Below are 20,665 nucleotides of genomic sequence, written 5' to 3' on the forward strand. Positions count from 1 at the left end.
CGGGTCCCGATGGTAGCTACCGGCGCAGCAGCCGAACGATCACGAGCAGGAGGCCGATCACTACCAGGGCCACGGCGATGGCGATGCCGGCGGTGACGCCGCCGCTCAGCCCGGCCGATCCGGGCAGCAGGACAAGGGCGAAGTCGCCGAGCTGGTCGGAGTCGGCGGAGTGGAAGCCGGCACCGGGGATCTGGGTCGGCAAGGCAGACCACCGGCCGGCGCTGAAGCGGTCCATGACCGTCTTGCCATTGACGCCGGTGCCTCGCAGGAACACCGTGACGTGCCTGCCCGGTCGTACGGCGACAGGGACCCCTCCTGGCAGCGTGATCGACATGCGATAGACGTTGCCGTCGAGCCGGCCGTTGGGGATGGGCGCCGGAGGGGGAACGGGGGTGATGGTGATCGTGAGGTTCGGCACCGATGGCGGGATGGCGAGGGCGTTGGGGTCGGCTTGCAGCTCGGCCTGGGGTGGCGACTCGTTGGTGTTGGCGATGAACGGCAGGCCCTGAAGCGACGGCTTGACGTTCTCCGAGGCCGAGGTGGGGGGCGCCGTGGTTGCCTGTCCGGGTGTGGGCTGCAGGAACCGGTAGGGCTCGGTCTGGAGCGGAAGACCGTCGTAGATCGGCGGACCCGCGTCCCACTCCCGGGTGGTCCAGAAGACTGCCAGCAACGTCGCCGCCACCGCCAGCGCTCCCAGGCCCACCTGTCGTCGGCTCACGCTCACCAGAGCCACCACCCAGCCAGGTCGGCGAGCACGTGCGCGGTCGCCGGAGCAGCCACGCCTCCGCTGGCGACCCGAAGGCCTCCCAGCAACAGCCCGACGGCGAGGTCGAGCGGCAGCGCGTGCACCCCATACAGCGGGACGTGGACGAGGGCGAAGACGATGGTGGTCACGACGAGCGCCGTCTTCACGCCCACGGCCTCGTCGATGGCGGCGAAGAGCGCGCCGCGCAGCACCAGCTCCTCACCCAGCGCGACTCCGGTCGCGACCAGGGCCCAGAGTGGGAAGCTCGACGCCGCCAGATGCAGCGATGGGTGCAGCGGCCCGGCGAACCGCAGGAGCGCCGGTCCCGCCACGAGGCCCAGCGCACCGAGGAGTCCCCAGGCCAGACCGCTCGGCCGCAGGCGACCAGGGCGCCAGCCCGCCCCCGCGACGGCAGCGAGCAACAGCAGCGCGAACAGCGCGGCGCCGAGCTCCGACGCGGCACCGGCCGGGCCGGCAACGAGGAGCCGCAGCGCGAGCGCCGCGCCCAGGACGGCGAGCAGCTCGACGGCGTTCGCGCGCCGCCGAGCGACGACGCTCTGCGGTGGGGCCAGCCTCCCGGGCCGGCTCACGCCGGCAGCGGCACCATGGCCGGCGCGCCCGTCGCATAGGTCGGCGGCCAGACGACGACGCTATGGCCAACGGCCTGCCACTGCCAGATGACGGCGGCGGCGAGGAGGTTCTGTCCCTCGTGGGACCGGTCGCTGGCGAAATGGAGCCCTGCGCCGTTCGGCAGCTCCCCCTCCGCCAGCACCGTCTGCCGGGCCGCGGCCGCGATATCGCTGGGACTGAAGGTGCGGGCCCTGGGCAGGACGTCGTGGAACAGAGCCCAGCCGGCGCTGAAGCCGGCGAGCGCCTCCTCGTCGGGTGTGGCGCCACCGGTCTGGGCCTTCCAGGCGGCGGCGAAGCGCTCGTAGTCGCGCCCGCCGGTCGGGCTCAGGGCGCCGGGGTTGAAGCCGCCGCCCGGGCGGTCCGACGCGAACACGCCGACGGCCTGCGGACCGAGGTCATCGCCGAAGTTGCTCATGCACTCGGCCATGCTGGAGCCGATCATGGCGCCCACCCGGACGTGCTGGGCCAGCATGGCCCGGCGGAATGCCTCGCCGTCGGGGATGTACGAGGCCAGGACCAGGATGTCGGGACGAGCGCCGGCCACCTGTGCCATCACCGAGGTCCAGTCGGGCTTGTAGGCGTCGTAGGTCGTGCGGCTGACCACCTGGAGCCCGGAGGCCTGCGCCGTGGCCACGGCGGCGTCGGCCACTGACTGGCCGTAGGCGTCGTTCTCCCACACGACAGCAACTCGGGTGTTCGACGGCGCCAGCCCGAGCCGCGGCACGAGCTGAGTCGCGGCGAAGCGGGCCGAGTTGGCGCCGAGGTTCGAGCCCGTCGCCCCGACGCGGAACACCCAGGGCGAGCCCTGCCCCGTGACGCGATCGGCCACCGCTCCCGCCTCCCAGTAGACGAGCCGCGAGTCCGAGGCCGCCGTGGCCGCCGGTATCGACAGCTGTGATGAGTACGCCCCGAGGACGACGGGGACGCCGTCGTCGTGCAGTGAAGAGACGGCCTTGGTGGCGCCCTCCCGTGTCTCAAGGTCTCGCACGTCGAGGCTGATCCGTCGGCCTCCCACACCACCGTCCTGGTTGACGAGGTCGGCGGCGACCTTGACGCCGCGCCACTCCTCGGTCGCCGAAGGGGCCTGCGGTCCGTGCAGCGGGAAGACGGCACCGAGTCGCAGTGTCGAGGGGGGATGGCTGCACGCGGTCAGGCCCCAGGAGGCGCTCGCCAGGACGACGGTGGCGGCAAGCGCTCGCCGGAGGGGTGGAAGCGGGCGCCGGACGAGTGGCAGCACGGGCTCCTCATTTCGCCATGATCTGGGCAGGACGACGTAGGTCTACCCGAAGCCGTCGGATCGAACGTGCGTTCGACTCTGGCGGCTGACCGTCCTAGGGTTGCCCCATGGGTTGGCGCAACCCTCCGATTCCCTGGTCCGAGCTCGAGCGCCGGTTGTCCGACGGCCGACCGCCCAACCGCCCGGCCCACGCCGACGGGGGCGACAGCCCGGCCTGGTCCCGCAAGCGCCAGCCCTACCGCCCCCCGCCGCCGTCCCGGCGGAGCGACGCCCCGGTCCCCTACGCCGAGCTGCATTGCCACTCGAACTTCAGCTTCCTGGACGGGGCGTCGCACCCCGAGGAGCTGGTCGAGGAGGCCGACCGGCTCGGGCTGGAGGCGCTGGCCCTCACCGATCACGACGGCATGTACGGGGTGGTCCGCTTCGCCGAGGCCGCCGAGGCCATTGGTGTGCCTGCGGTCTTCGGGGCCGAGCTCACCCTCGACCTGGCTCGGCCGGCACCGCGGACCGGGGGACGGCCCAACACCAGAGGCCGCCGTCCCGGTCCCGCCGGCACCATGGGTCACCGCCAGGCCGCCGCCGATCCCGAGGGCCACCATCTCGTCGTGCTGGCGCGCGATCCCGAGGGATACGCCAGGCTGTGCCGGGTCGTCAGCGAGGCCCACCTGGCCGGCGGGGAGAAGGGCCAGCCGGTCGTGTCCCTGACCACCCTCGCCGAGACCCACGGGGGTCACTGGATGGTGCTCACCGGCTGTCGCAAAGGTGAGGTCCCGAGCGCCCTGGTCCGAGCCGGCCCTTCGGCGGGGGGGCGGGCCCTGGGGCGCCTGACCGACGCCTTCGGTCGCCGCAACCTGGCGGTCGAGCTGTGGGACCACGGCGACCCGCTGGACACGGCGCGCAACGACGCTCTGGCCAACCTGGCCCTCGCCCACGGCGTGGAGCTGATCGCCACCAACAACGTGCACTACGCCACCCCCGCCCGCCGGGGCCTGGCCACCGCCCTGGCTGCGGTACGGGCCCGACGTTCGCTGGACGAGATCGACGGGTGGCTGCCGGCGGCAGCCGGCGCCCACCTGCGTTCGGGGAGGGAGCAGGCCCGGCGGTTCGCCCGCTATCCGGGTGTGGTGGAGCGGGCAGCCGAGCTGGGACGGGACTGCGCCTTCGACCTGCGCCTGGTCGCGCCGCGCCTGCCCGACTTCCCCGTGCCGCCGGGTCATTCCGAGATGAGCTGGCTGGTCGAGCTGACCGAGCGGGGAGCGGCGCGTCGCTACGGTCCTCGGGGCGCCGAGCGGGTACCGGGCGCCTACGCGCAGCTCGATCGCGAGCTGTCGGTCATCGAGGGGCTGGGTTTCCCCGGCTACTTCCTGGTGGTGTGGGACATCGTGGAGTTCTGCCGGCAGCAGGGCATCCTCTGTCAGGGGCGGGGGTCGGCCGCCAACTCGGCGGTCTGCTACGCCCTCGGCATCACCAACGCGGATGCCGTCTCGCTGGGCCTGCTGTTCGAGCGCTTCCTCTCCCCCGAGCGGGACGGTCCTCCCGACATCGACATCGACATCGAGAGCGATCGGCGCGAGGAAGCCATCCAGCACGTGTACGAGCGTTACGGCCGCCACAACGCCGCCCAGGTCGCCAACGTCATCACCTACCGGGCCCGTTCGGCCGTGCGCGACATGGGCAAGGCTCTGGGCCACGCTTCCGGCCAGCTGGACGCCTGGTCCAAGCAGATCGAGCGGTGGGGGCCGCTCGAGGCCACGGCCGGCGCCGTCGGTCCGGACGGCCGGTCGGCCCATGACATACCCGAGCCGGTCATGGGGCTGGCGGCCCAGGTGGAGAACTTTCCCCGCCACCTGGGCATCCACTCGGGCGGCATGGTCATCTGCGACCGGCCCGTGGTGGAGGTGTGCCCGGTGGAGTGGGCGCGCATGGAGGGCCGCAGCGTCCTGCAGTGGGACAAGGACGACTGCGCCGCCGTCGGCCTGGTGAAGTTCGACCTGCTGGGCCTGGGGATGCTCAACGCCATCCACCGCGCCATCGACCTGGTCCGCGATCACCACGGGGTGGAGGTCGACCTGGCCGAGCTCCCTCAGGAGGACGCGGTCTACGACATGCTGTGCCGGGCCGACACCGTGGGCGTCTTCCAGGTGGAGAGCCGGGCCCAGATGGCCACGCTGCCCAGGCTCAAGCCCCGCCACTTCTACGACCTGGTGGTGGAGGTGGCGCTCATCCGTCCCGGTCCCATCCAGGGCGGCTCGGTCCATCCCTACATCCGCCGACGCAACGGGCTCGAGCCGGCGACCTACCTCCATCCCCTGCTCGAGCCGTCGTTGGAAAAGACCCTGGGGGTGCCCCTGTTCCAGGAGCAGCTCATGCAGATGGCCATCGACGTGGCCGGGTTCACCGGCGCCGAGTCGGACCAGCTGCGCCAGGCCATGGGCTCGAAGCGCTCCGGTGAGCGCATGGAACGGCTGCGCGCCCGGCTCTACGGGGGGATGGCCGAGCGCGGCATCACCGGCGACGTCGCCGACGCCATCTACGAGAAGCTCGCCGCCTTCGCCAACTTCGGCTTCCCCGAGAGCCACTCGGTGTCCTTCGCCTACCTGGTCTATGCCAGCGCGTGGATCAAGCACTATTTCCCGGCGGCATTTTGTGCGGCCTTGCTCAACGCCCAGCCCATGGGCTTCTGGTCGCCCAAGACGTTGGTCGCCGACGCCCGCCGCCACGGCGTGGAGGTGCGGCTGGCCGACGTCAACGCCAGCTCGGGCCAGGCCACGCTCGAGGCCAGTGCCGAACCGGACCGGCCGGCGGTGCGACTCGGTCTCGAGTACGTGCGCACCATCGGCCTGGAGATGGCGGAGCGCATCGCCGCCGGTCGGCCCTATGCCGACATGGAGGACCTGGTGCGGCGGACGGGCGTGTCCCGGGTGCAGCTGGAGGCGCTGGCGACGGCGGGAGCCCTCCCGAAGCACTCCCGGCGGGAGGCGCTGTGGGCCGCGGGAGCGGTGTCCCAGGCCACCCCCGATCGCCTCGAGGGGGTGGTGGTCGGAGCCCGGGCTCCCACCCTGCCCGAGATGACCACCGCGGAGGAGATGGCCGCCGACCTGTGGGCCACCGGTCTGTCACCCACCGGCGATCCCGTCGAGCTCGTCCGTGACCAGCTCGACGCGTGGGGTGCGACGACAGCGGCGGGGCTCGCCGACGCCGAGCCCGACAGCCGGGTCCTGGTCGGCGGCGTGGTCACCCACCGCCAACGCCCGGCGACGGCCCAGGGCACGACCTTCTTGAACCTGGAGGACGAGACCGGACTCATCAACGTCATCTGCTCGAAGGGTGCCTGGAGCCGCTACCGCCAGGCGGCCCGGTCTGCGCCCGCCCTCCTCGTCCGGGGCCGGCTGGAGCGCGTCGAAGGAGTCGTCAACGTGGTCGCCGACCGCATCTCCCCCCTGTCGCTCACGGTCGGGCCGTCGACCCCGTCGCGCGACTTCCGGTGACGGCCGCGCCGGGCGGCAGCGACGCCGCCGGCTACAGGTTGGAGGGCGGCGGGGGCTGGGTGCCGTTGAACGTCCCGATCGGCCCGTTGTCGGTCGCAGTGAAGCGCGGCCCGCTCAGGACGAACTTGCCCCCGGTGATCGTGCCCATCTGCACCCCCGTGAAGCCCGAGGTCGACGAGTAGCTGATGGGGACCAGCCCGGGACCGGCCAGGTTGGCCGTCTTCAGCGCGTTGACCACGCTCTGGCGGGTGGGATTGGTGCCTGCCTGCTGCATGAGCTTCACGAAGGTGTAGGCCACCGACATGCCGTAGATGGTGTTCCCGTCGAACGGAAGGTTCGGCACGTACTGGTTGTGGATGCGCATGAAGGTCTGGACCCAGGGATTCGACGTGTCGTTCGGCGACGGCAGGTACGAGCTGCTCACGAGACCCTCGAGCATCGAGGTGCCCTTGAGCAGGTTGCCCACCGTGGTCGGGTCGGCGCTCACGCTCGAGGTCACCCACTGCGGGTGGTAGCCGATCTTGGCCGCGGCGCCGATGGTCAGGGCGGTGAACGGAGGCACGGTGTAGAGCACGGCCACCTGGGCACCCGAGGCCTGGAGGGCGGCCACCTGCGGTCCGACGTCGAGGTTGGTCGGCACGTAGTTCTGGCGCGTCACCACCGACGACTTGGGGATCTGCTGGTCGAGGCCCTGGATCCCGCCCTGGCCGAAGTCGTCGTTCTGGTACAGGTAGCCGACCTTCTTGCCGGGGAAGGTGTTCTTGACGTACTGGCCGGTGATCTTGCCCTCGATGGTGTAGTCGGTCTGGTAGCCGGAGGTGTACGGGAACTTGCCCGGGTTGTTCCAGCAGTCACAGCCGGAGGCGACGAACAGGTCGGGCACCCGTTCGGTGTTGAGGAACTGCTGCACAGCGAGGTGCGTGGGCGTGCCCAGCCCGTTGAAGATGCCGAACACGTTGTCCTGGAGGACCAGACTGCGCACGACCGTGGCGGTCTGGGTCGGGTTGTAGGCGTCGTCCTGGTAGGTGTAGGTGATCTTGCGGCCGTTCACACCGCCGTGGGCGTTGACGTCGTCGAACAGCGCCTTCGACGACGGTGCGATCTCGTCGTAACCGGGGGCGGCCACTCCGGTGAGTGGCTGATGGCTCCCGATGGTGATGTTGGTGGCGGTGATCCCCGGAGCCGAGGCCGTGTTGGCGCCGCCGCCTCCCGACGAGGAGGACGAGGGGCTCGACGACCCGCCCCCACAGGCCGCCGCCACCAAGGCGACGGCGCATCCCACCACCGCCGGCGCCAGCAACCGTCGCAAGCAGGCTCGACCACCCTGACCGGTCCACCCCATGGTTCCTTCTTTCACCACTAAGAGCCGTCGGCGGCGAGCCGACAGGTGGCAGTCTGTCAGTGTCACCTTCTCGTAATATCACCGCTACCGTCTCGTTACTAACCTCGCCAGCCGGCGCACTCCCCCCTGGATCCCGTCGGGGAACGCCAGCATCACCGCCACCAGCAGCACCCCGTAGGCGAGGAGGGCCCCGTTTGCCCCCGCCGCAGCCGAGATGTGGAAATGCTTGGCCAGGTCGGTGGCCTCCTGGTTCAGGTAGACGAGCAGCACGCCGCCCCACACTGCTCCGACGAGGCTTCCGATCCCCCCCACGACGATGCCGGTGACCAGGGCGATCGACAGCGCCAGCGGGAACCCGGCCGGGGCGACGAGCTGCACGTTGAAGGCGAAGAAGGCCCCTGCCAGCCCGGCGCAGGCGGCGCTGACGACGAAGGCCAGTACCTGGGTCCGGGCGACGTGCACCCCGGCCAGGGACGCGGAGATCTCGTCGTCCCGAACCGCCCGGAACGACCGTCCGACCCGGCTCCGCAGGAGGTTGGCGAGCAGCACGAGCACGATCAGGGCTACCAACATGGCGAGCCACGCGACCCAGCGCTCGGGCGGGAAGCTCAAGCCGAGCGAGCTCGGGGGAGTCAGGGGGTTCACGGCGATGCCCTGCTCGCCACCGAAGATCGAGGACCACTTGATGGCCACCGATGGGAGCGCGACGGCGAGGGCCAGCGTGGCGCCGGCCAGGTAGGGACCTCGCAGCCGGGCCGCGGCGATGCCGACGATGGCACCGGCGACCGCCGTCACGCCCATGGCGGCGAGGAGCACGACGATGATGGGCAGCGAGGTGTGCTCCAGGATCAGCCCCGTGCTGTAGGCGCCGATGGCGATGAACGCGCCGTGGCCCAGCGAGAGCTGACCGTTGTGCCCGGTCAGCACCGTGAGCCCGGCCAGGGCGATGGTGTAGGCGGCGACGTTGCTGAGCTGGAGGTCGGTGAACGCGCCGACGTTGTCGCTGAGCCAGAACGCCAACAAGCCCACGACGGCGGCAAGGAGGAGGTGGCGGAGGAGCGTCTGGCGCGGCAGCCGCACCCAGTCGGGCGGTCGTCGGCTCACACGCGCCGGGGCGCCGGCGCCACTGTCCGTGGGTGTCGTCATGGCTCACACCCTCCTCGGGTTGACGCGGGTGAAGATGCCGCCGGGCCGGACCATGAGGACGAGGATCAGGATCACGAAGGCGCCGATCGACTCGGTGTCGGAGCCCAGATAGCCGCCGACATAGTTCAGCGACAGCCCGATGACGAGCCCACCCACCAGGGCGCCGACGGGGCTGTCGAGGCCGCCCAGGATGGCCGCCGTGAACCCGAACACGAGGACGGCGTCCATGTTGTTGGGAAAGAGGAACAGCTTGGGCGCCACCAGCAGGCCGGCCAGCGAGCCAGCCACGGCTGCGAGGGCCCAGCCCAGGGTGAGCACCCGCCCGACGCGCACTCCGAGGAGGCGGGCCACCTCGGGCTCGAAGGCGGCCGCCCGCATGCGCAGCCCGGTCGACGTTCGGCGGAAGAGCACGAGCAACCCGAGCATGACGACGAGCACGGCGCAGATCGTGAAGATGTCGAATGGCGACAACGCGATCTGGCTCCGCCCCACCTTCAGCCCGACGATCGAGAACGGAGCCGGGAAGGACCGGAACCGTCCGCCCCAGATCAGCGCCGCGCCCGCCTCCAGGGCGATGAGCAGGCCCAGGGTGACGATGATGGCGACGAGCGGCGACTTGTTCTCGACGGGCCGGATGAGCGTCACCTCCACCAGGGCGCCGAGCACGAGCCCGGCGACCAGCGCCACGGTGAAGGCGAGCCAGTACGAGATGTGCCGGTCGACGAGGCTGACGGCCACGTAGGTCGTGACCATCCCCATCGCGCCCTGGGCGAAGTTGACGATCCGGGTAGCCCGCCAGATGAGCACCAGGGCCATGGCGACAGCGGCATAGATCATGCCGTTCGTGATCCCGTCGAGAGTGAAGGACACGAAGCGGTGCATCTCAGCCCCCTCCTGTTCCGTGCGGCGGCCTCCCGCCCGGCTGTCAATCGCTCGAGCCGGCCCGGTGCTCTTGTTCTTACCCCTCAGAAGCCCAGGTAGTGATGACGAAGCTCGGCGTTCCCGGCGACCGCGCTGGCGCGGTCCAACAACACGACGCGGCCGAGCGACAGAACGACCGCCTGGTCGGCGATCGACAGGGCGCTGCGGGCGTTCTGCTCGACGAGCAGGATGGTCGTGCCGGCCCGCTGGGTCAGATGGCGGAGCCTCCCCATGATCTGCGCGGTCACCAGCGGCGCCAGCCCCAGCGACGGCTCGTCCAGGAGGAGCACCTGCGGCCTGGCCATAAGGGCCCGCCCGAGGGCCAGCATCTGGCGCTCGCCACCCGAGAGCGTGAACGCCGACTGCCCGCGGCGGCCCGCCAACGGCGGGAAGAGCTCGTACACCTCCTCGAGGGCGCGGTACCGGTCACCCCGGTCGCGTCGCCAGAGGGATCCGAGCCGGAGGTTCTCCTCGACGGTCAGCTCCTGGATCACGCCCCTTCCCTCGGGGACCTGGCTGATCCCGAGGCGCACGATGTCCTCCACGCCCATCCGGGTGAGGTCGTGGCCTCCGTAGGTCACCGACCCTTCTTTCGGGCGCACCAATCCACTGATGGTGCGGAGCAAGGTGGTCTTTCCTGCCCCGTTGGCGCCCAGCACCGCCGTGATCGTGCCGTCGGCAACATCGAACGACACCTTGTCGAGGGCAAGCACCGGGCCGTAGGCGGTCGACAGGTCCCGGATCTCAAGCATGCTCGTCCGACCCCGTGGCGATGTCGTCGCTGATCTCCTCGCCGAGATAGGCCTCGGTCACGGCCGGGTCGGATCGGATCCGATCGGGCCCGCCGGTGGCGATGACCCGACCGAAATCGAGCACGACGATGCGGTCGCACACCGACATGACGAGATCCATGTGGTGCTCGACGAGGAGAACGCCCATTCGCTGGCCCAGCGCCCGAATGCGATCGCCGAGCGCGTTCATCTCGGCATCGGACAGGCCGCTGGCCGGCTCGTCGAGCAACAGCATCGTGGGCTCGATCATCAGGGCTCGCGCCAGCGCCACGCGTTTCTGGACGGCATAGGGGAGCGCACCCGGATAGAGATCCGCCGTCTCGGGGATCCCGAGCTCGTCCAGCAGCGCTATCGCCTTCGCCCGCACGGCGCGGTCGCGGTGATCGGAAGGGGGGAGGCCGAGCAGCGAAGCGGCGAAGCCACCCCATCGGCCCGCCGAGCTCCCGACCATCACGTTCTCGACGACGCTCAAACCCTGCCACAGGCCGACGCTCTGAAGGGTCCGGGCGATCCCGATGGCACGCAGTCGGGACGGGCGTGGGCGGATCCACTTGCCCCGGTACTCGAGGTGTCCGCGGCTCGGTCGCACAAAGCCGCAAATGACGTTGAACAGGGTCGTCTTCCCAGCCCCGTTGGGACCGATGACCCCGACGACCTCGCCCGGCTCGACATCGAGGGACACAGCGTCCAGAGCCGTGAGGCCACCGAACTGGACGGTCACCTCCGACACCGACAGGCCGACTCCAGTGGCCATCGGGGCGATTCTCTCACGCCTGGAGCGGGTCCCCATCAGCGTCACAGAGCCAGACCCGAGAGGGCACACCACGCTTTGACCCTGGTCCGATTGGTCCACTCCGCCCCCAAGCGCCCGGAAACCATCGGTTGCAGAAGTTACGTGACCAGCATAACAATGAGTGTTGGAGGGAGGAAGCGGAGATCAGGGCCAAATGGACGGCGCCGCCGCCTGTCGGAATTTTCCTGGATCTCCACGGGGGGGAGGTGGAATCCGATCAATATGTTGGCGACCGTTTGGGGGCGGCGCCGCACCAGGAAAGAGCCCCGGCGATCTGGGAACGAGACGGGGCTTCGGCGGCGATGGGCCAAGTCGTCGAGCGGGCCAGGACAGGCTGTGGGGACTCGCTCTTCATCGTCGGTGAGTCCAGGTTGGGCAAGAGCGCTCTCCTGGACCTGGCCCACCGGAGCGCCGGGACCGGCGTCCGGGTCGGTGCAAAGGTCGCAAAGATCGGCGAGGCCGTCGAGCCCTTCGGCTTCCTCCGGGCCGCGATGGACGAGATCGATGACAGCCGCGATCCGCTGCCTGCGGTGGCGCCGCTAGGAGGTACTTCCTCACCCGATCGGGTGGCCCACGTCCACCAGGCAATTTGCTGGCTCGAGCGGCTGGAGCATCCCTCACTGCTGCTGCTCGACGACTGCCACTGGGCCGACTTGGCTTCCCTCGATCTCCTCGTCTTCATCTGCCGCCGGATCGCCACCGTGCCGCTCGGGGTGATCGCCGCACTCCGGCCGCGGCCACCTGCCGCCAAGGAGGCGTGCTTGGGCCTCGCGCGAGCCGGCTACGGAAGCTACCGGCGGCTGGCGCCGCGGCGCGAGCCGGGAGCTCGGGCCGTGGTCGCTGAACGGGCCCGTGGAGCGGCGCCTGCGCCGGTTGCCATCGCCGGCTCCCGCGAACGCGCAGGCAACCCGTTTCTGCTCGACCCGCGGGGGCGGCAGATCGGACAAGAGTCGGATGGCAAGGGAAATGCCGCAGTCATATCCGATGGTGAAGACAGGACGATTGGCGGAGATCGCTTCGCCGGTGTCGATCGTGTCGCTCTTCATTTGTTGGAGGTTGCGAGCGTCTTTGGTGAGCGCTTCCCCCCGTCCCTGGCCGCCGAGGTGGCTGGCATCGACGACCGCGAGGCCGAGCGCTGCTTCGAGGCGCTGTGGAGCTCCGGTCTGGCCGTCGACGCGGGAGAAGGGGTGGCCGAGGTCACCCATCCGCTCTTCCGACAGGCCCTGTACGACGGCATGGCGCCGCCCGTGCGGGTCCAGCTTCACGCACGGGCCTTTCGCGTCCTGTCGCGGCGGGGCCTGTACGAGCAGGGGCTTGCCGAGCAGGCCATCAGGGGGCAGCTCTTCGGGGACCCCGAAGCGATCGCTCTGTTCGACCGGCTGGGCCGTTCGGCGCTGGCGACGGGGGCGGCGGCTACGGCCGTCGGGCACCTCGGTGCTGCCATCGACCTGGCCGCCGGTAATGCCAAGGTGGAGCTCCGGCTCACTCTCGCCGAGGCCTTGCTGATTGCGGGACAGCCACCCGAGGCGATCAACATCATCGAAGGCGTCCTGTCCGAGGCCGGTGATGTTGGAGACGCCCTTCAGTCTCGTGCTCTGCGCCTGATCGGTTGGGCGCACTTCAGCATGGGCGCCCACGCTCGGGCCGACGCCAGCTTTCGAGAGGCCACCGCGGCCGGCGAGGAAGGAAACGACGAGCTGGCGGTCGAGACCCTGCTCGATCGAGCCATCGCCTGCTGGGCGACCGACGGTCCCCAGCGCGCCCTCGACCTCACGGTCCGGGCCCGCCACCTGGTGAGCGGGGTCAACGACCAGCTCCGGGCCCGCGTGGAGGCGGCATGGGGCTTCGCCGCCCTGCGCTCCGGCGACGGATCCGGTGCGGGCGCCATCGAGCGCCAGGCCAGGCTGGTCGAGAACGTCCCGCTCACCGATCCTGGCAGTCGTCGCTGGACAAACTTCGTGCTCAACTCGTATGCCGGGGTAGCCACGTGGACCGAGCGATTCTCCGAGGCCGAGCGCGTCCTGGAGGTAGCCAGGTCGAATGCCGAGCAGACGGGCGACCTGCCCGCCCTGACCGCCCTCGGCATCACCCGCTCCGATGGCCTGACGCGCTTGGGGCGCCTGCAGGAGGCCCGCGTGGCAGCGGGGGGCGGCGAGCGTGCCGGGGACCGACCGGTCACCACTCCGTTCGCCCTCGCCCGTCGCGCCTACATCCTGCTCCAGCTGGGCCGGCTCGAGGATGCTGACGCCTGCTGCGCCGACGCCGAGCCCGCGGCGATCGCCGCCCGGGAGCAACTGGCGCTGTTGTGGCTATGGCACGTGCGGGGCGCCCGGCACCTCGGCGAGGGAGACATCGAGGAGGCATGCCAGCTCTACGACAGGGTCGAAGAGCTTTCGACAGCCATGGGGATCGGTGAACCGTGCATCGTCCCCTGGGCGCGCGACGCGCTCACGAGCTACGCCCTCTGCGGCAGGGTGAAGGACGCCCGACGGTTGATCCGCTGGCTCGAGCGTGCGGCCAGCACCCTCCCGTGTCGATGGCCGCTCATCGCCGCGGCCACGGGTCGCGCCGCGCTGCTCACGAGCGCGGGCCGCCTCGACGAGGCCGAAGGTCAGTACGAGGCCGCCATCGCCCTGCACGACGGACTCCCCATGCCCATCGAGCGGGCGCGGACCCTGCTCGACTACGGCAGCTTCCTCCGCCACCACGGCCAGCCGGCTCGGGCCCGGCCCGTGCTGGCTGAAGCGGTCGAGCGGGCCGAGGCCCTCGGTGCGGGGTGGCTCGCGTCGGGAGCCAGAGGGGAGCTGGGAGCGGCCGGGGGCCGGAGGCGCCGCCCCGTCGCGGGACGCCGGGGGCTGACGCCGTCGGAGGAGCGGGTGGCGCGACTGGCCACTGGCGGCGCCAGCAACGAGACGATCGCCAAACAGCTGTCCATCTCGGTCCGGACCGTCGAGACACATCTTCAGCACGCCTACGCCAAGCTCGGGATCCGCTCCCGCCGACAGCTGATGAACACGCCCCGACCCCCCATCGACCGCTCCTATGAGGTCGGCTGACGGCGGACCTCGATCGTCCCGGAGGTCCCCGCCCGCTGACCCCTGAGTAGGCTGCGCGACGCGGGCGACGCCGACGTCAGCGAGGGAGGACAGTGATGGCCTGGGACTTCTCGACCGAGCCGGAGTTCGAGCGGCAGCTCGAGTGGATGCGCACTTTCGTGCGTGACGAGATCTTCCCTCTCGAGACGATCACCCTCGACCACGACGCCTTTCTCGAGGCGGTGCGTCCTCTCCAGGCACAGGTGAAGGAGCGAGGCCTGTGGGCCTCGCACCTGCCCCCCGAGCTCGGCGGTGGCGGGTTCGGCCAGGTCAAGCTGGGACTGATGCACGAGATCCTCGGACAGTCCCCCTTCGCACCGTTCGTGTTCGGCAACAACGCCCCCGACTCGGGCAACGCCGAGCTGCTGGCGATCGGCATCGAGTCCAGCGGACGGGAGGAGCAGCGGGACCGGTGGCTCAAGCCGCTGCTCGACGGTGCCCTCCGCAGCTCCTTCTCAATGACCGAGCCCGGTGCCGGCGCCGATCCCACGCTCCTGCGGACGACGGCCGTACGCGATGGTGACGAATGGGTGATCAACGGCCACAAGTGGTTCAGCTCCAACGCCTCTGTTGCCGACTTCCTCATCGTCATGGCCGTCACCAACCCCGACGTCCACCCGTACCAGGGCAGCTCCATGATCATCGTCCCAACGGACAGCCCCGGGGTGGACATCGTGCGGGACATCCCGACGATGGAGCACCCCGAGGAGAGCTTCGGCCTCTACGGGGGACACGCCGAGGTCCTCTACCGCGAGGTGCGGGTCCCGGTGGAGAACCTGGTCGGCAACGAGGGCGAGGGATTCGTGCTGGCGCAGAAGCGACTCGGGCCGGGGCGCATCCACCACTGCATGCGCTGGCTCGGGCAGTCCCGTCGGGCCTTCGACATGATGTGCGAGCGGGCGGTGTCGCGCTACACGCACGGCTCGCACCTATCGGAGAAGCAGACCATCCAGAACTGGGTGGCCGACTCCCTGGCGGAGATGACCGCCGCCCGGCTCATGACGCTGCACGCGGCCTGGACCATGGACGTGTCGGGACCGTCGGCTGCCCGGGTCGAGATCGCCATGATCAAGTACTACGGCGCCCAGGTGCTCTACAACGTGATCGACCGCGCCATCCAGGTCCACGGATCACTGGGCTTCTCGACGGACCTCCCGCTCGAGCACATGTACCGGTCGGCGCGAGCTGCGCGTATCTACGACGGACCGGACGAGGTACACCGGGTGACCGTCGCCCGGCAGGTGCTCAAGGGCTACAAGCCCGTCGACGTGCCGACCGAGCACGTACCCACCCGGCGGCAGGACGCGACCCGCCGGTTCGCCAAGTACCTGGACCGGGCGACCGCCGACCTGTAGCACGCGGCGCGCCGGTGAGGGTCAGGCGCCGGGTCCTGGTGTCCGGACGAGTGCAGGGGGTGTTCTTTCGCGACGACTGTCGGCGTGAGGCGGTCGCTGCCGGCGTGGACGGCTGGGTGCGCAACCGGCCCGACGGGCAAGTAGAGGCCGTGTTCGAGGGCGAGCCGGACGCGGTCGACCGGCTCGTGTCGTGGTGCCGGACGGGTCCGCCGTCGGCGCGGGTCACAGGGATCGAGGTCGTCGACGAGGAGCCCGGCCAGGAGGCGGGCTTTGGTGTCCTGTGATCGAAGAGGGCCCGAAAGGATCCTCGAGACCCGGCGGTAGCCTGTCGCTCATGTCCCTCCTCGATGATGACGCCATCTCGGCCGGGCTGGCCGGCCTGCAGTGGGAACGTCAGGGTGACGAGCTGGTGAAGGAGCACAAGAGCCGCGACTTCGCCGCGGCAATGGTGTTCGTCAACGCCGTGGCCGAGCGGGCCGAAGCGGCCAACCATCACCCGGACATCGACATCCGCTGGAACACCGTGACCCTTCGCCTGTCGACCCATTCCGCTGGCGGCCTGACCCAGGCCGACCTCGACCTGGCGCGCGAGATCGACGGCCTCGCGGCTGCCCGGTAGCCGTTGCGCTTCACTCCCGCCAGCCACCTCGCCGAGCGGCCGCACGTGATCGCCGACGGTGCCGCCCTTCCGAGCACCGTGCTCACCTTGTCCCACTGGCCCGCGAGCCCGACACCGCCCGCCCTGGCCGAGGACACCTCGGCTCGCATCGCCTTCCGCTATCTGGACAGCGTTCGGGACCGGCCGGCCCCGGAGGCGGTCTCCAACGACCACTTCGACCAGGACGGACTGGTCTCGGTCTACGCCCTGGTGTCGCCGGACGAGGCCCGCGTCCGTCGGGCCGTCCTGGAGGAGGTCGCCACCGCCGGCGACTTCGCCACCTTCGCCGATCGCGACGCGGCGCGGGTGAGCTTCGCCCTGGCGGCCCTGGCCGATCCCGAACGATCGCCGCTGGCGGCCGATCTGTTCGCGGCGCCCTATCCGGAGCGCTGCGCAGGGCTCTACGAGGAGCTGCTGGGACGGCTGCCGGAGCTGGTGGACAACGTCGAGGCCCACCGCGCGCTCTGGGAGGAGGAGGACGCTGCGCTCACCGCCGCCGAGGGCGCCTTGGCTGCCGGCGACGTCACCGTCGACGAGGTCCGCGACCTCGATCTGGCCGTGGTGCGGATCCCAACCGGCCGGCAGGCCGCCCTGGCGACACGGTTCAGCTCCCGTCAGGACGCCGCCTGCCATCCGGCGGCCATCAACAACGCGACGAGCGCGCTGCGCATCCTCATCGTCCAAGGTCGCCGGTACGAGCTCGTCTTCCGCTACGAGTCGTGGGTGAAGTACGTGTCCCGCCGCCCCCTGCCGAGGGTCGATCTCGCTCCGTTGGCCGAGCAGCTCCAGAGCGAGGAGCGAGGTGGAGCGCGTTGGTCCTTCGACGGGGTGGCCGCCCTGGTGCCCTCCCTGCGCCTGGCCGACGGGAACGAGAGTGACATCGGTCCGACGCGCCTGCGGGCGATGGTGGAGCGCTACCTGGCCACCGCCGCTCCGGCGTGGGACCCCTACGCGTCCCGGCCCGGCTGAGGGCGACGGACCTCGACGCCGTGTCGACGCCTCTCGTCGCCGTTCCCGCCGTGTACCTCGACGCTGGCCGGGTATCGGGCTGGACCGACGCCAGCCACGCCGTTCCCGACAAGTACGTGGCCGCCCTGTCCCGAGCGGGCGCCCGCCCTGTGCTGCTGCCCGCTCCCGACCCGGCTCCAGCGTCGGAGATCCTGGCTCCCTTCGACGCCCTCGTCCTCATCGGCGGGGGGGACGTCGAGGCCCACCGCTATGGGGGCCGACCCCATCCCGCCGAGTACCTCGAGCCGTCGCGTGACGAGCTCGAGCTCTCCCTGGCCAAAGAGGCGCTGCGCACCGGGCTGCCCACGCTCGCCATCTGTCGCGGGGTCCAGGTCCTCAACGTGGCCGTCGGGGGATCGCTGCATCAGCACCTCCCCGACATGGCGTGGTTGACAGAGCATGGCCAGGCGCCCGTCGGCGACGCCGTCGACCATCCCGTGCGCGTCGCCCCCGGGACGACGCTGGCCGGCATCTGCGGTCCCGCCCTCGACTCCTGCAACTCACAGCACCATCAGGGCATCGACCGGCTCGGAGCGGGCCTGGCCGCGGTGGGGTGGAGCGAGGACGGGCTGGTCGAAGCCGTCGAGGCGATCGGGCCCACCGGCGCCGACGGAGGGCGTTGGCGCTGGGCACTCGGCGTGCAGTGGCACCCGGAGCGGACCGCGGCCACGGATCCGACCCAACAGGCGCTGTTCGACGCCCTGGTCGACCGGGCGCGGGCCGACGGAAGCCGCCACGGGTGAGGGCCGCCCGGCCGTAGCTGCGAGTCTCGCCTCAACCCGGTGGCAGGAAGCGGGCGAGCTGTCGGCTCTGCGCCACCATCCTGCCGTCCTGACCCCACAGCTCGCCGTCCTCCTCCACGTAGCCTCCGGCGAGGACGCTCGAGGTGAAGCGGGCGAGGTGCCAGGTGTCCTGCGGGCGGCCGCGCCAGTGGACGGTCAGCTCGATGGTCGGCGCACCGCCGCCGAGGAATGTGGAGAAGATGGCCGGCGGCCACGAGTCCATCACGAGCGGCACCGCGAGGGCGTCGAGATCGCGGTCCACCAACCTGATCCAGCCTCCCGAGCGCGCCGGACCCGGAGCAGACCTCCCGAAGAACTGGCCCTCCGGCGAGGCCATCCGATACCGGAAGCGGTCGAGCAACGACATGTCCGGCGCCGCGGGCTGGCTCAGCTCCTCGCAGACCTCCGGGTCGGGTGTGTCGGGCATCGACGGTTGGAAGTCGATCGGTGTCGGCGCCCGCCAGTGGCCGAAGGTGGCCAGGGCGGCGGCCACGGCGACGGAGTCCTGCTCGAGACGCGCGCTCACCGTGGCGTGCGTGCGACCGACTCGGACGACCTCGGTCGTGACCATGGCAGGACCCGGCACCGGGCGCTGCACGTAGTGAACGGTCATGGTGAGCGGATCGGGAGCGGGAGACTCGGCCCGCAGCGCACTGAGGACGAAGCTCGCCAGATAGCCGCCGTTGATCCCGACCCCGATGTTCCACCGCTCGCTGAGCCGGCCCTGCCAGCGACCAGGGCCGGCGGGTTCGACGCTGACGTCGTCGTCCAACGCTCCCACGGCGCCACCGTACTGTCGGGCTTTCCTACTTGACCACCTGGTCAAGTAGTCTGCAGGCATGGCTGTCACCGAGCTCGCCCGCACCGACGAACAGCTCCGCCAGGCCGTAGTCGAGTGGCTCAGGCAGAACCTGCCGCCCACGTGGGTCGAGGCGATCGACACCGGCGACGCGGCCAAGCTCCACCAGGCCCGCGCCCTCGTCGAGTACGACGAGTGGTGTGCTCGCCTCGGGGAGGCCGGCTGGGCCACGCCGACGTGGCCCCGCCAGTACGGCGGCGGCGGGCTGGAGCCTGGCCAGGCCCGGATCGTGAACGAGGAGCTCACGCGCTACAAGGTTCCCCGGTCGTTCAACGTCATCGGGATCGGGATGGGCGGACCCACGATCATGCAGTGGGGGACGGAGGAGCAGCGTCAGCGGTATCTGGCGCCCATGGCGCAGCACCGTGAGATCTGGTGCCAGCTGTTCAGCGAGCCGAGCGCCGGCTCAGACGTCGCGGGCTTGTCCACCAGGGCAGTGCGCGACGGCGACGAGTGGGTCGTCACGGGCCAGAAGGTGTGGACGACGCTCGCCCATATCGCGTCCTTCGGCATGCTCGTGGCCCGCAGCGACCCCGATCAGCCCAAGCACAAGGGCCTCACCTACTTCATCGTCGACATGAGGGCGCCAGGAGTAGAGGTTCGCCCGCTGCGCCAGATGACCGGCGATGCCGAGTTCAACGAGGTCTTCTTCTCCGAGGTCCGCATACCTGACACGGCGCGCGTCGGGCCCGTGGGCGAGGGGTGGGCGGTGGCCACTACGACGCTCATGAACGAGCGGGTCGCCCTCTCGGGGGCGGGCAGCGCCAGCGGGGAGAGCGTCGGCGGCGGACCCGTCGACGGGCTCGTGGCCGTGGCCCGCACGCTGGGCCGGTGGGACGACCCACTTCTCCGCCAGCGCCTGATGCAGGCGGTCATCGAGAGCCGGGTGGTGAAGATCACCAACTTCCGGGCTGCAGCTGCGCGTCGCGCGGGCCGCCCGCCCGGGCCCGAGGGCTCGATCACCAAGCTCTTCGCGGCCGAGCACAATCAGCGGGTGCAGGACCTCGCCGTCGAGATCCTCGGTGCCAGGGGGATGGCCTGGGCCCGGTCGGACGAGCAGGCGGCGTCGACGGTGCGGGGCTTCCTCCGGTCGCGCGCCAACACCATCGAGGGCGGGACCTCGGAGATCATGCGCAACATCCTCGGCGAGCGCGTGCTGGGCCTGCCCAAGGAGCCCTCGGTCGACCGGGACCTTCCTTGGAAGGACATCCCCAAGTCGAAGTAGCGACAAGGGCGATTGTCTATGCAGCCAATCGTCCGAATTGCGGCTTGTCGATATTCCGATTTGGAGAACCCTGAGCGGGCCTTCTGTCTCCGTGTCACACTGCGTTCGGGTCGGTCTTCGCCTTGCCCTGACCACGGGGCAACCCGACCTGGAAGCAATACACAAGGAGGCGCCCGGTGCTGGCAGCTTTCGGTGACGGCCAGGTCTTCTGGTCGTTCTTGGTCTTCTTCTTTTGGATCATCTGGATCTGGTTGGCCATCACGGTGTTCGTCGACATCTTTCGCAGCCGGGACCTCTCCGGAGTGGGCAAGATGGTCTGGGTGCTGTTGGTGGTGCTCGTTCCGTACCTCGGTGTGTTCGCGTACCTGTTGCTCCGCGGTGGGAAGATGCACGAACGCGCCGTGGAGGCCGCTCAGGCTCAGGACAAAGCCTTTCGTCAGTACGTGCAGCAGGCCGCTCACACCGACAGCGGCAACGGTCGTTCGCCCGCCGAGGAGCTGAACCACCTCGCCGACCTCAAGGATCGTGGCGTGATCACGGAGGCCGAGTTCGAGCGGCTGAAGGCCAAGGTCGTCAGCTGACCGCCTAGG

18 protein-coding genes are annotated in these 20,665 nt (G+C 70.5%); 9 read left to right on the top strand and 9 right to left on the bottom strand.

Annotated features, from left to right (window positions below):
* Positions 1-16: 16 nt before the first annotated feature.
* From VH112_06690 to VH112_06700, 3 genes are read right to left on the bottom strand one after another with little or no spacing between them, the layout of a single operon-like run.
* The gene (locus VH112_06690) at positions 17-724 is read right to left on the bottom strand and encodes a hypothetical protein (protein HEX4539917.1); all 708 of its coding nucleotides are present in this window, start codon (positions 722-724) and stop codon (positions 17-19) included.
* Positions 721-1,335 (bottom strand): CPBP family intramembrane glutamic endopeptidase, encoded by a 615-nt coding sequence (locus VH112_06695; protein ID HEX4539918.1) that lies wholly within the window; start codon positions 1,333-1,335, stop codon positions 721-723. Before VH112_06695 ends, VH112_06690 begins: the two co-directional genes overlap by 4 nt.
* On the bottom strand, positions 1,332-2,612 hold the full coding sequence (locus VH112_06700) for an ABC transporter substrate-binding protein (GenBank protein HEX4539919.1): 1,281 nt from the start codon (positions 2,610-2,612) through the stop codon (positions 1,332-1,334). Before VH112_06700 ends, VH112_06695 begins: the two co-directional genes overlap by 4 nt.
* 107 nt (positions 2,613-2,719) lie before the next feature.
* Here VH112_06700 and VH112_06705 point away from each other — a divergent pair, with 107 nt between their 5' ends.
* Positions 2,720-6,100 carry an error-prone DNA polymerase gene (locus VH112_06705; protein HEX4539920.1) on the top strand — a complete coding sequence of 1,127 codons (3,381 nt, stop codon included), beginning with the start codon at positions 2,720-2,722 and terminating at the stop codon, positions 6,098-6,100.
* A gap of 31 nt (positions 6,101-6,131) precedes the next feature.
* On the opposite strand, the gene VH112_06710 is transcribed toward VH112_06705, so the two are convergent.
* The 5 genes from VH112_06710 to VH112_06730 form a co-directional block, all read right to left on the bottom strand.
* The gene (locus VH112_06710) at positions 6,132-7,409 is read right to left on the bottom strand and encodes an ABC transporter substrate-binding protein (GenBank protein HEX4539921.1); all 1,278 of its coding nucleotides are present in this window, start codon (positions 7,407-7,409) and stop codon (positions 6,132-6,134) included.
* Between the two features lie 117 nt (positions 7,410-7,526).
* Positions 7,527-8,588, bottom strand: a complete 1,062-nt coding sequence (locus VH112_06715) for a branched-chain amino acid ABC transporter permease (protein HEX4539922.1) — start codon at positions 8,586-8,588, stop codon at positions 7,527-7,529.
* Between the two features lie 3 nt (positions 8,589-8,591).
* Positions 8,592-9,470: a branched-chain amino acid ABC transporter permease gene (locus VH112_06720; protein HEX4539923.1), complete on the bottom strand. Its 879-nt coding sequence runs from the start codon at positions 9,468-9,470 to the stop codon at positions 8,592-8,594.
* An 83-nt stretch (positions 9,471-9,553) separates the two neighbouring features.
* On the bottom strand, positions 9,554-10,261 hold the full coding sequence (locus VH112_06725) for an ABC transporter ATP-binding protein (protein ID HEX4539924.1): 708 nt from the start codon (positions 10,259-10,261) through the stop codon (positions 9,554-9,556).
* Positions 10,254-11,054: an ABC transporter ATP-binding protein gene (locus VH112_06730; protein ID HEX4539925.1), complete on the bottom strand. Its 801-nt coding sequence runs from the start codon at positions 11,052-11,054 to the stop codon at positions 10,254-10,256. Before VH112_06730 ends, VH112_06725 begins: the two co-directional genes overlap by 8 nt.
* 245 nt (positions 11,055-11,299) lie before the next feature.
* Between VH112_06730 and VH112_06735 the strand changes: the two genes are divergently transcribed.
* The 6 genes from VH112_06735 (at position 11,300) to VH112_06760 (ending at position 17,952) form a co-directional block, all read left to right on the top strand.
* On the top strand, positions 11,300-14,149 hold the full coding sequence (locus VH112_06735; protein ID HEX4539926.1) for an AAA family ATPase: 2,850 nt from the start codon (positions 11,300-11,302) through the stop codon (positions 14,147-14,149).
* Between the two features lie 95 nt (positions 14,150-14,244).
* A complete protein-coding gene (locus VH112_06740) occupies positions 14,245-15,543 on the top strand; it encodes an acyl-CoA dehydrogenase family protein (protein HEX4539927.1) in 1,299 nt (432 codons plus the stop codon).
* Positions 15,544-15,557: 14 nt separating this feature from the next.
* Entirely contained in the window at positions 15,558-15,827 is a 270-nt protein-coding gene (locus VH112_06745; GenBank protein ID HEX4539928.1) for an acylphosphatase, read from the top strand.
* 50 nt (positions 15,828-15,877) lie between these two features.
* Complete coding sequence (locus tag VH112_06750) at positions 15,878-16,162, top strand: 4a-hydroxytetrahydrobiopterin dehydratase (protein HEX4539929.1); 285 nt, start codon at positions 15,878-15,880, stop codon at positions 16,160-16,162.
* Between the two features lie 3 nt (positions 16,163-16,165).
* Entirely contained in the window at positions 16,166-17,170 is a 1,005-nt protein-coding gene (locus VH112_06755; GenBank protein HEX4539930.1) for a DUF6687 family protein, read from the top strand.
* Positions 17,171-17,190: 20 nt separating this feature from the next.
* Positions 17,191-17,952 carry a gamma-glutamyl-gamma-aminobutyrate hydrolase family protein gene (locus VH112_06760; GenBank protein ID HEX4539931.1) on the top strand — a complete coding sequence of 254 codons (762 nt, stop codon included), beginning with the start codon at positions 17,191-17,193 and terminating at the stop codon, positions 17,950-17,952.
* Between the two features lie 31 nt (positions 17,953-17,983).
* On the opposite strand, the gene VH112_06765 is transcribed toward VH112_06760, so the two are convergent.
* On the bottom strand, positions 17,984-18,772 hold the full coding sequence (locus VH112_06765; GenBank protein ID HEX4539932.1) for a thioesterase family protein: 789 nt from the start codon (positions 18,770-18,772) through the stop codon (positions 17,984-17,986).
* A 58-nt stretch (positions 18,773-18,830) separates the two neighbouring features.
* On the opposite strand from VH112_06765, the gene VH112_06770 reads away from it, so the two are divergent.
* Both VH112_06770 and VH112_06775 read left to right on the top strand, forming a co-directional pair.
* Entirely contained in the window at positions 18,831-20,075 is a 1,245-nt protein-coding gene (locus VH112_06770) for an acyl-CoA dehydrogenase family protein (GenBank protein HEX4539933.1), read from the top strand.
* A gap of 176 nt (positions 20,076-20,251) precedes the next feature.
* A complete protein-coding gene (locus VH112_06775) occupies positions 20,252-20,656 on the top strand; it encodes an SHOCT domain-containing protein (protein ID HEX4539934.1) in 405 nt (134 codons plus the stop codon).
* Positions 20,657-20,665: the final 9 nt, after the last annotated feature.

The organism is Acidimicrobiales bacterium (assembly GCA_036270875.1).
Classification (GTDB): Bacteria; Actinomycetota; Acidimicrobiia; order Acidimicrobiales; family AC-9; genus AC-9.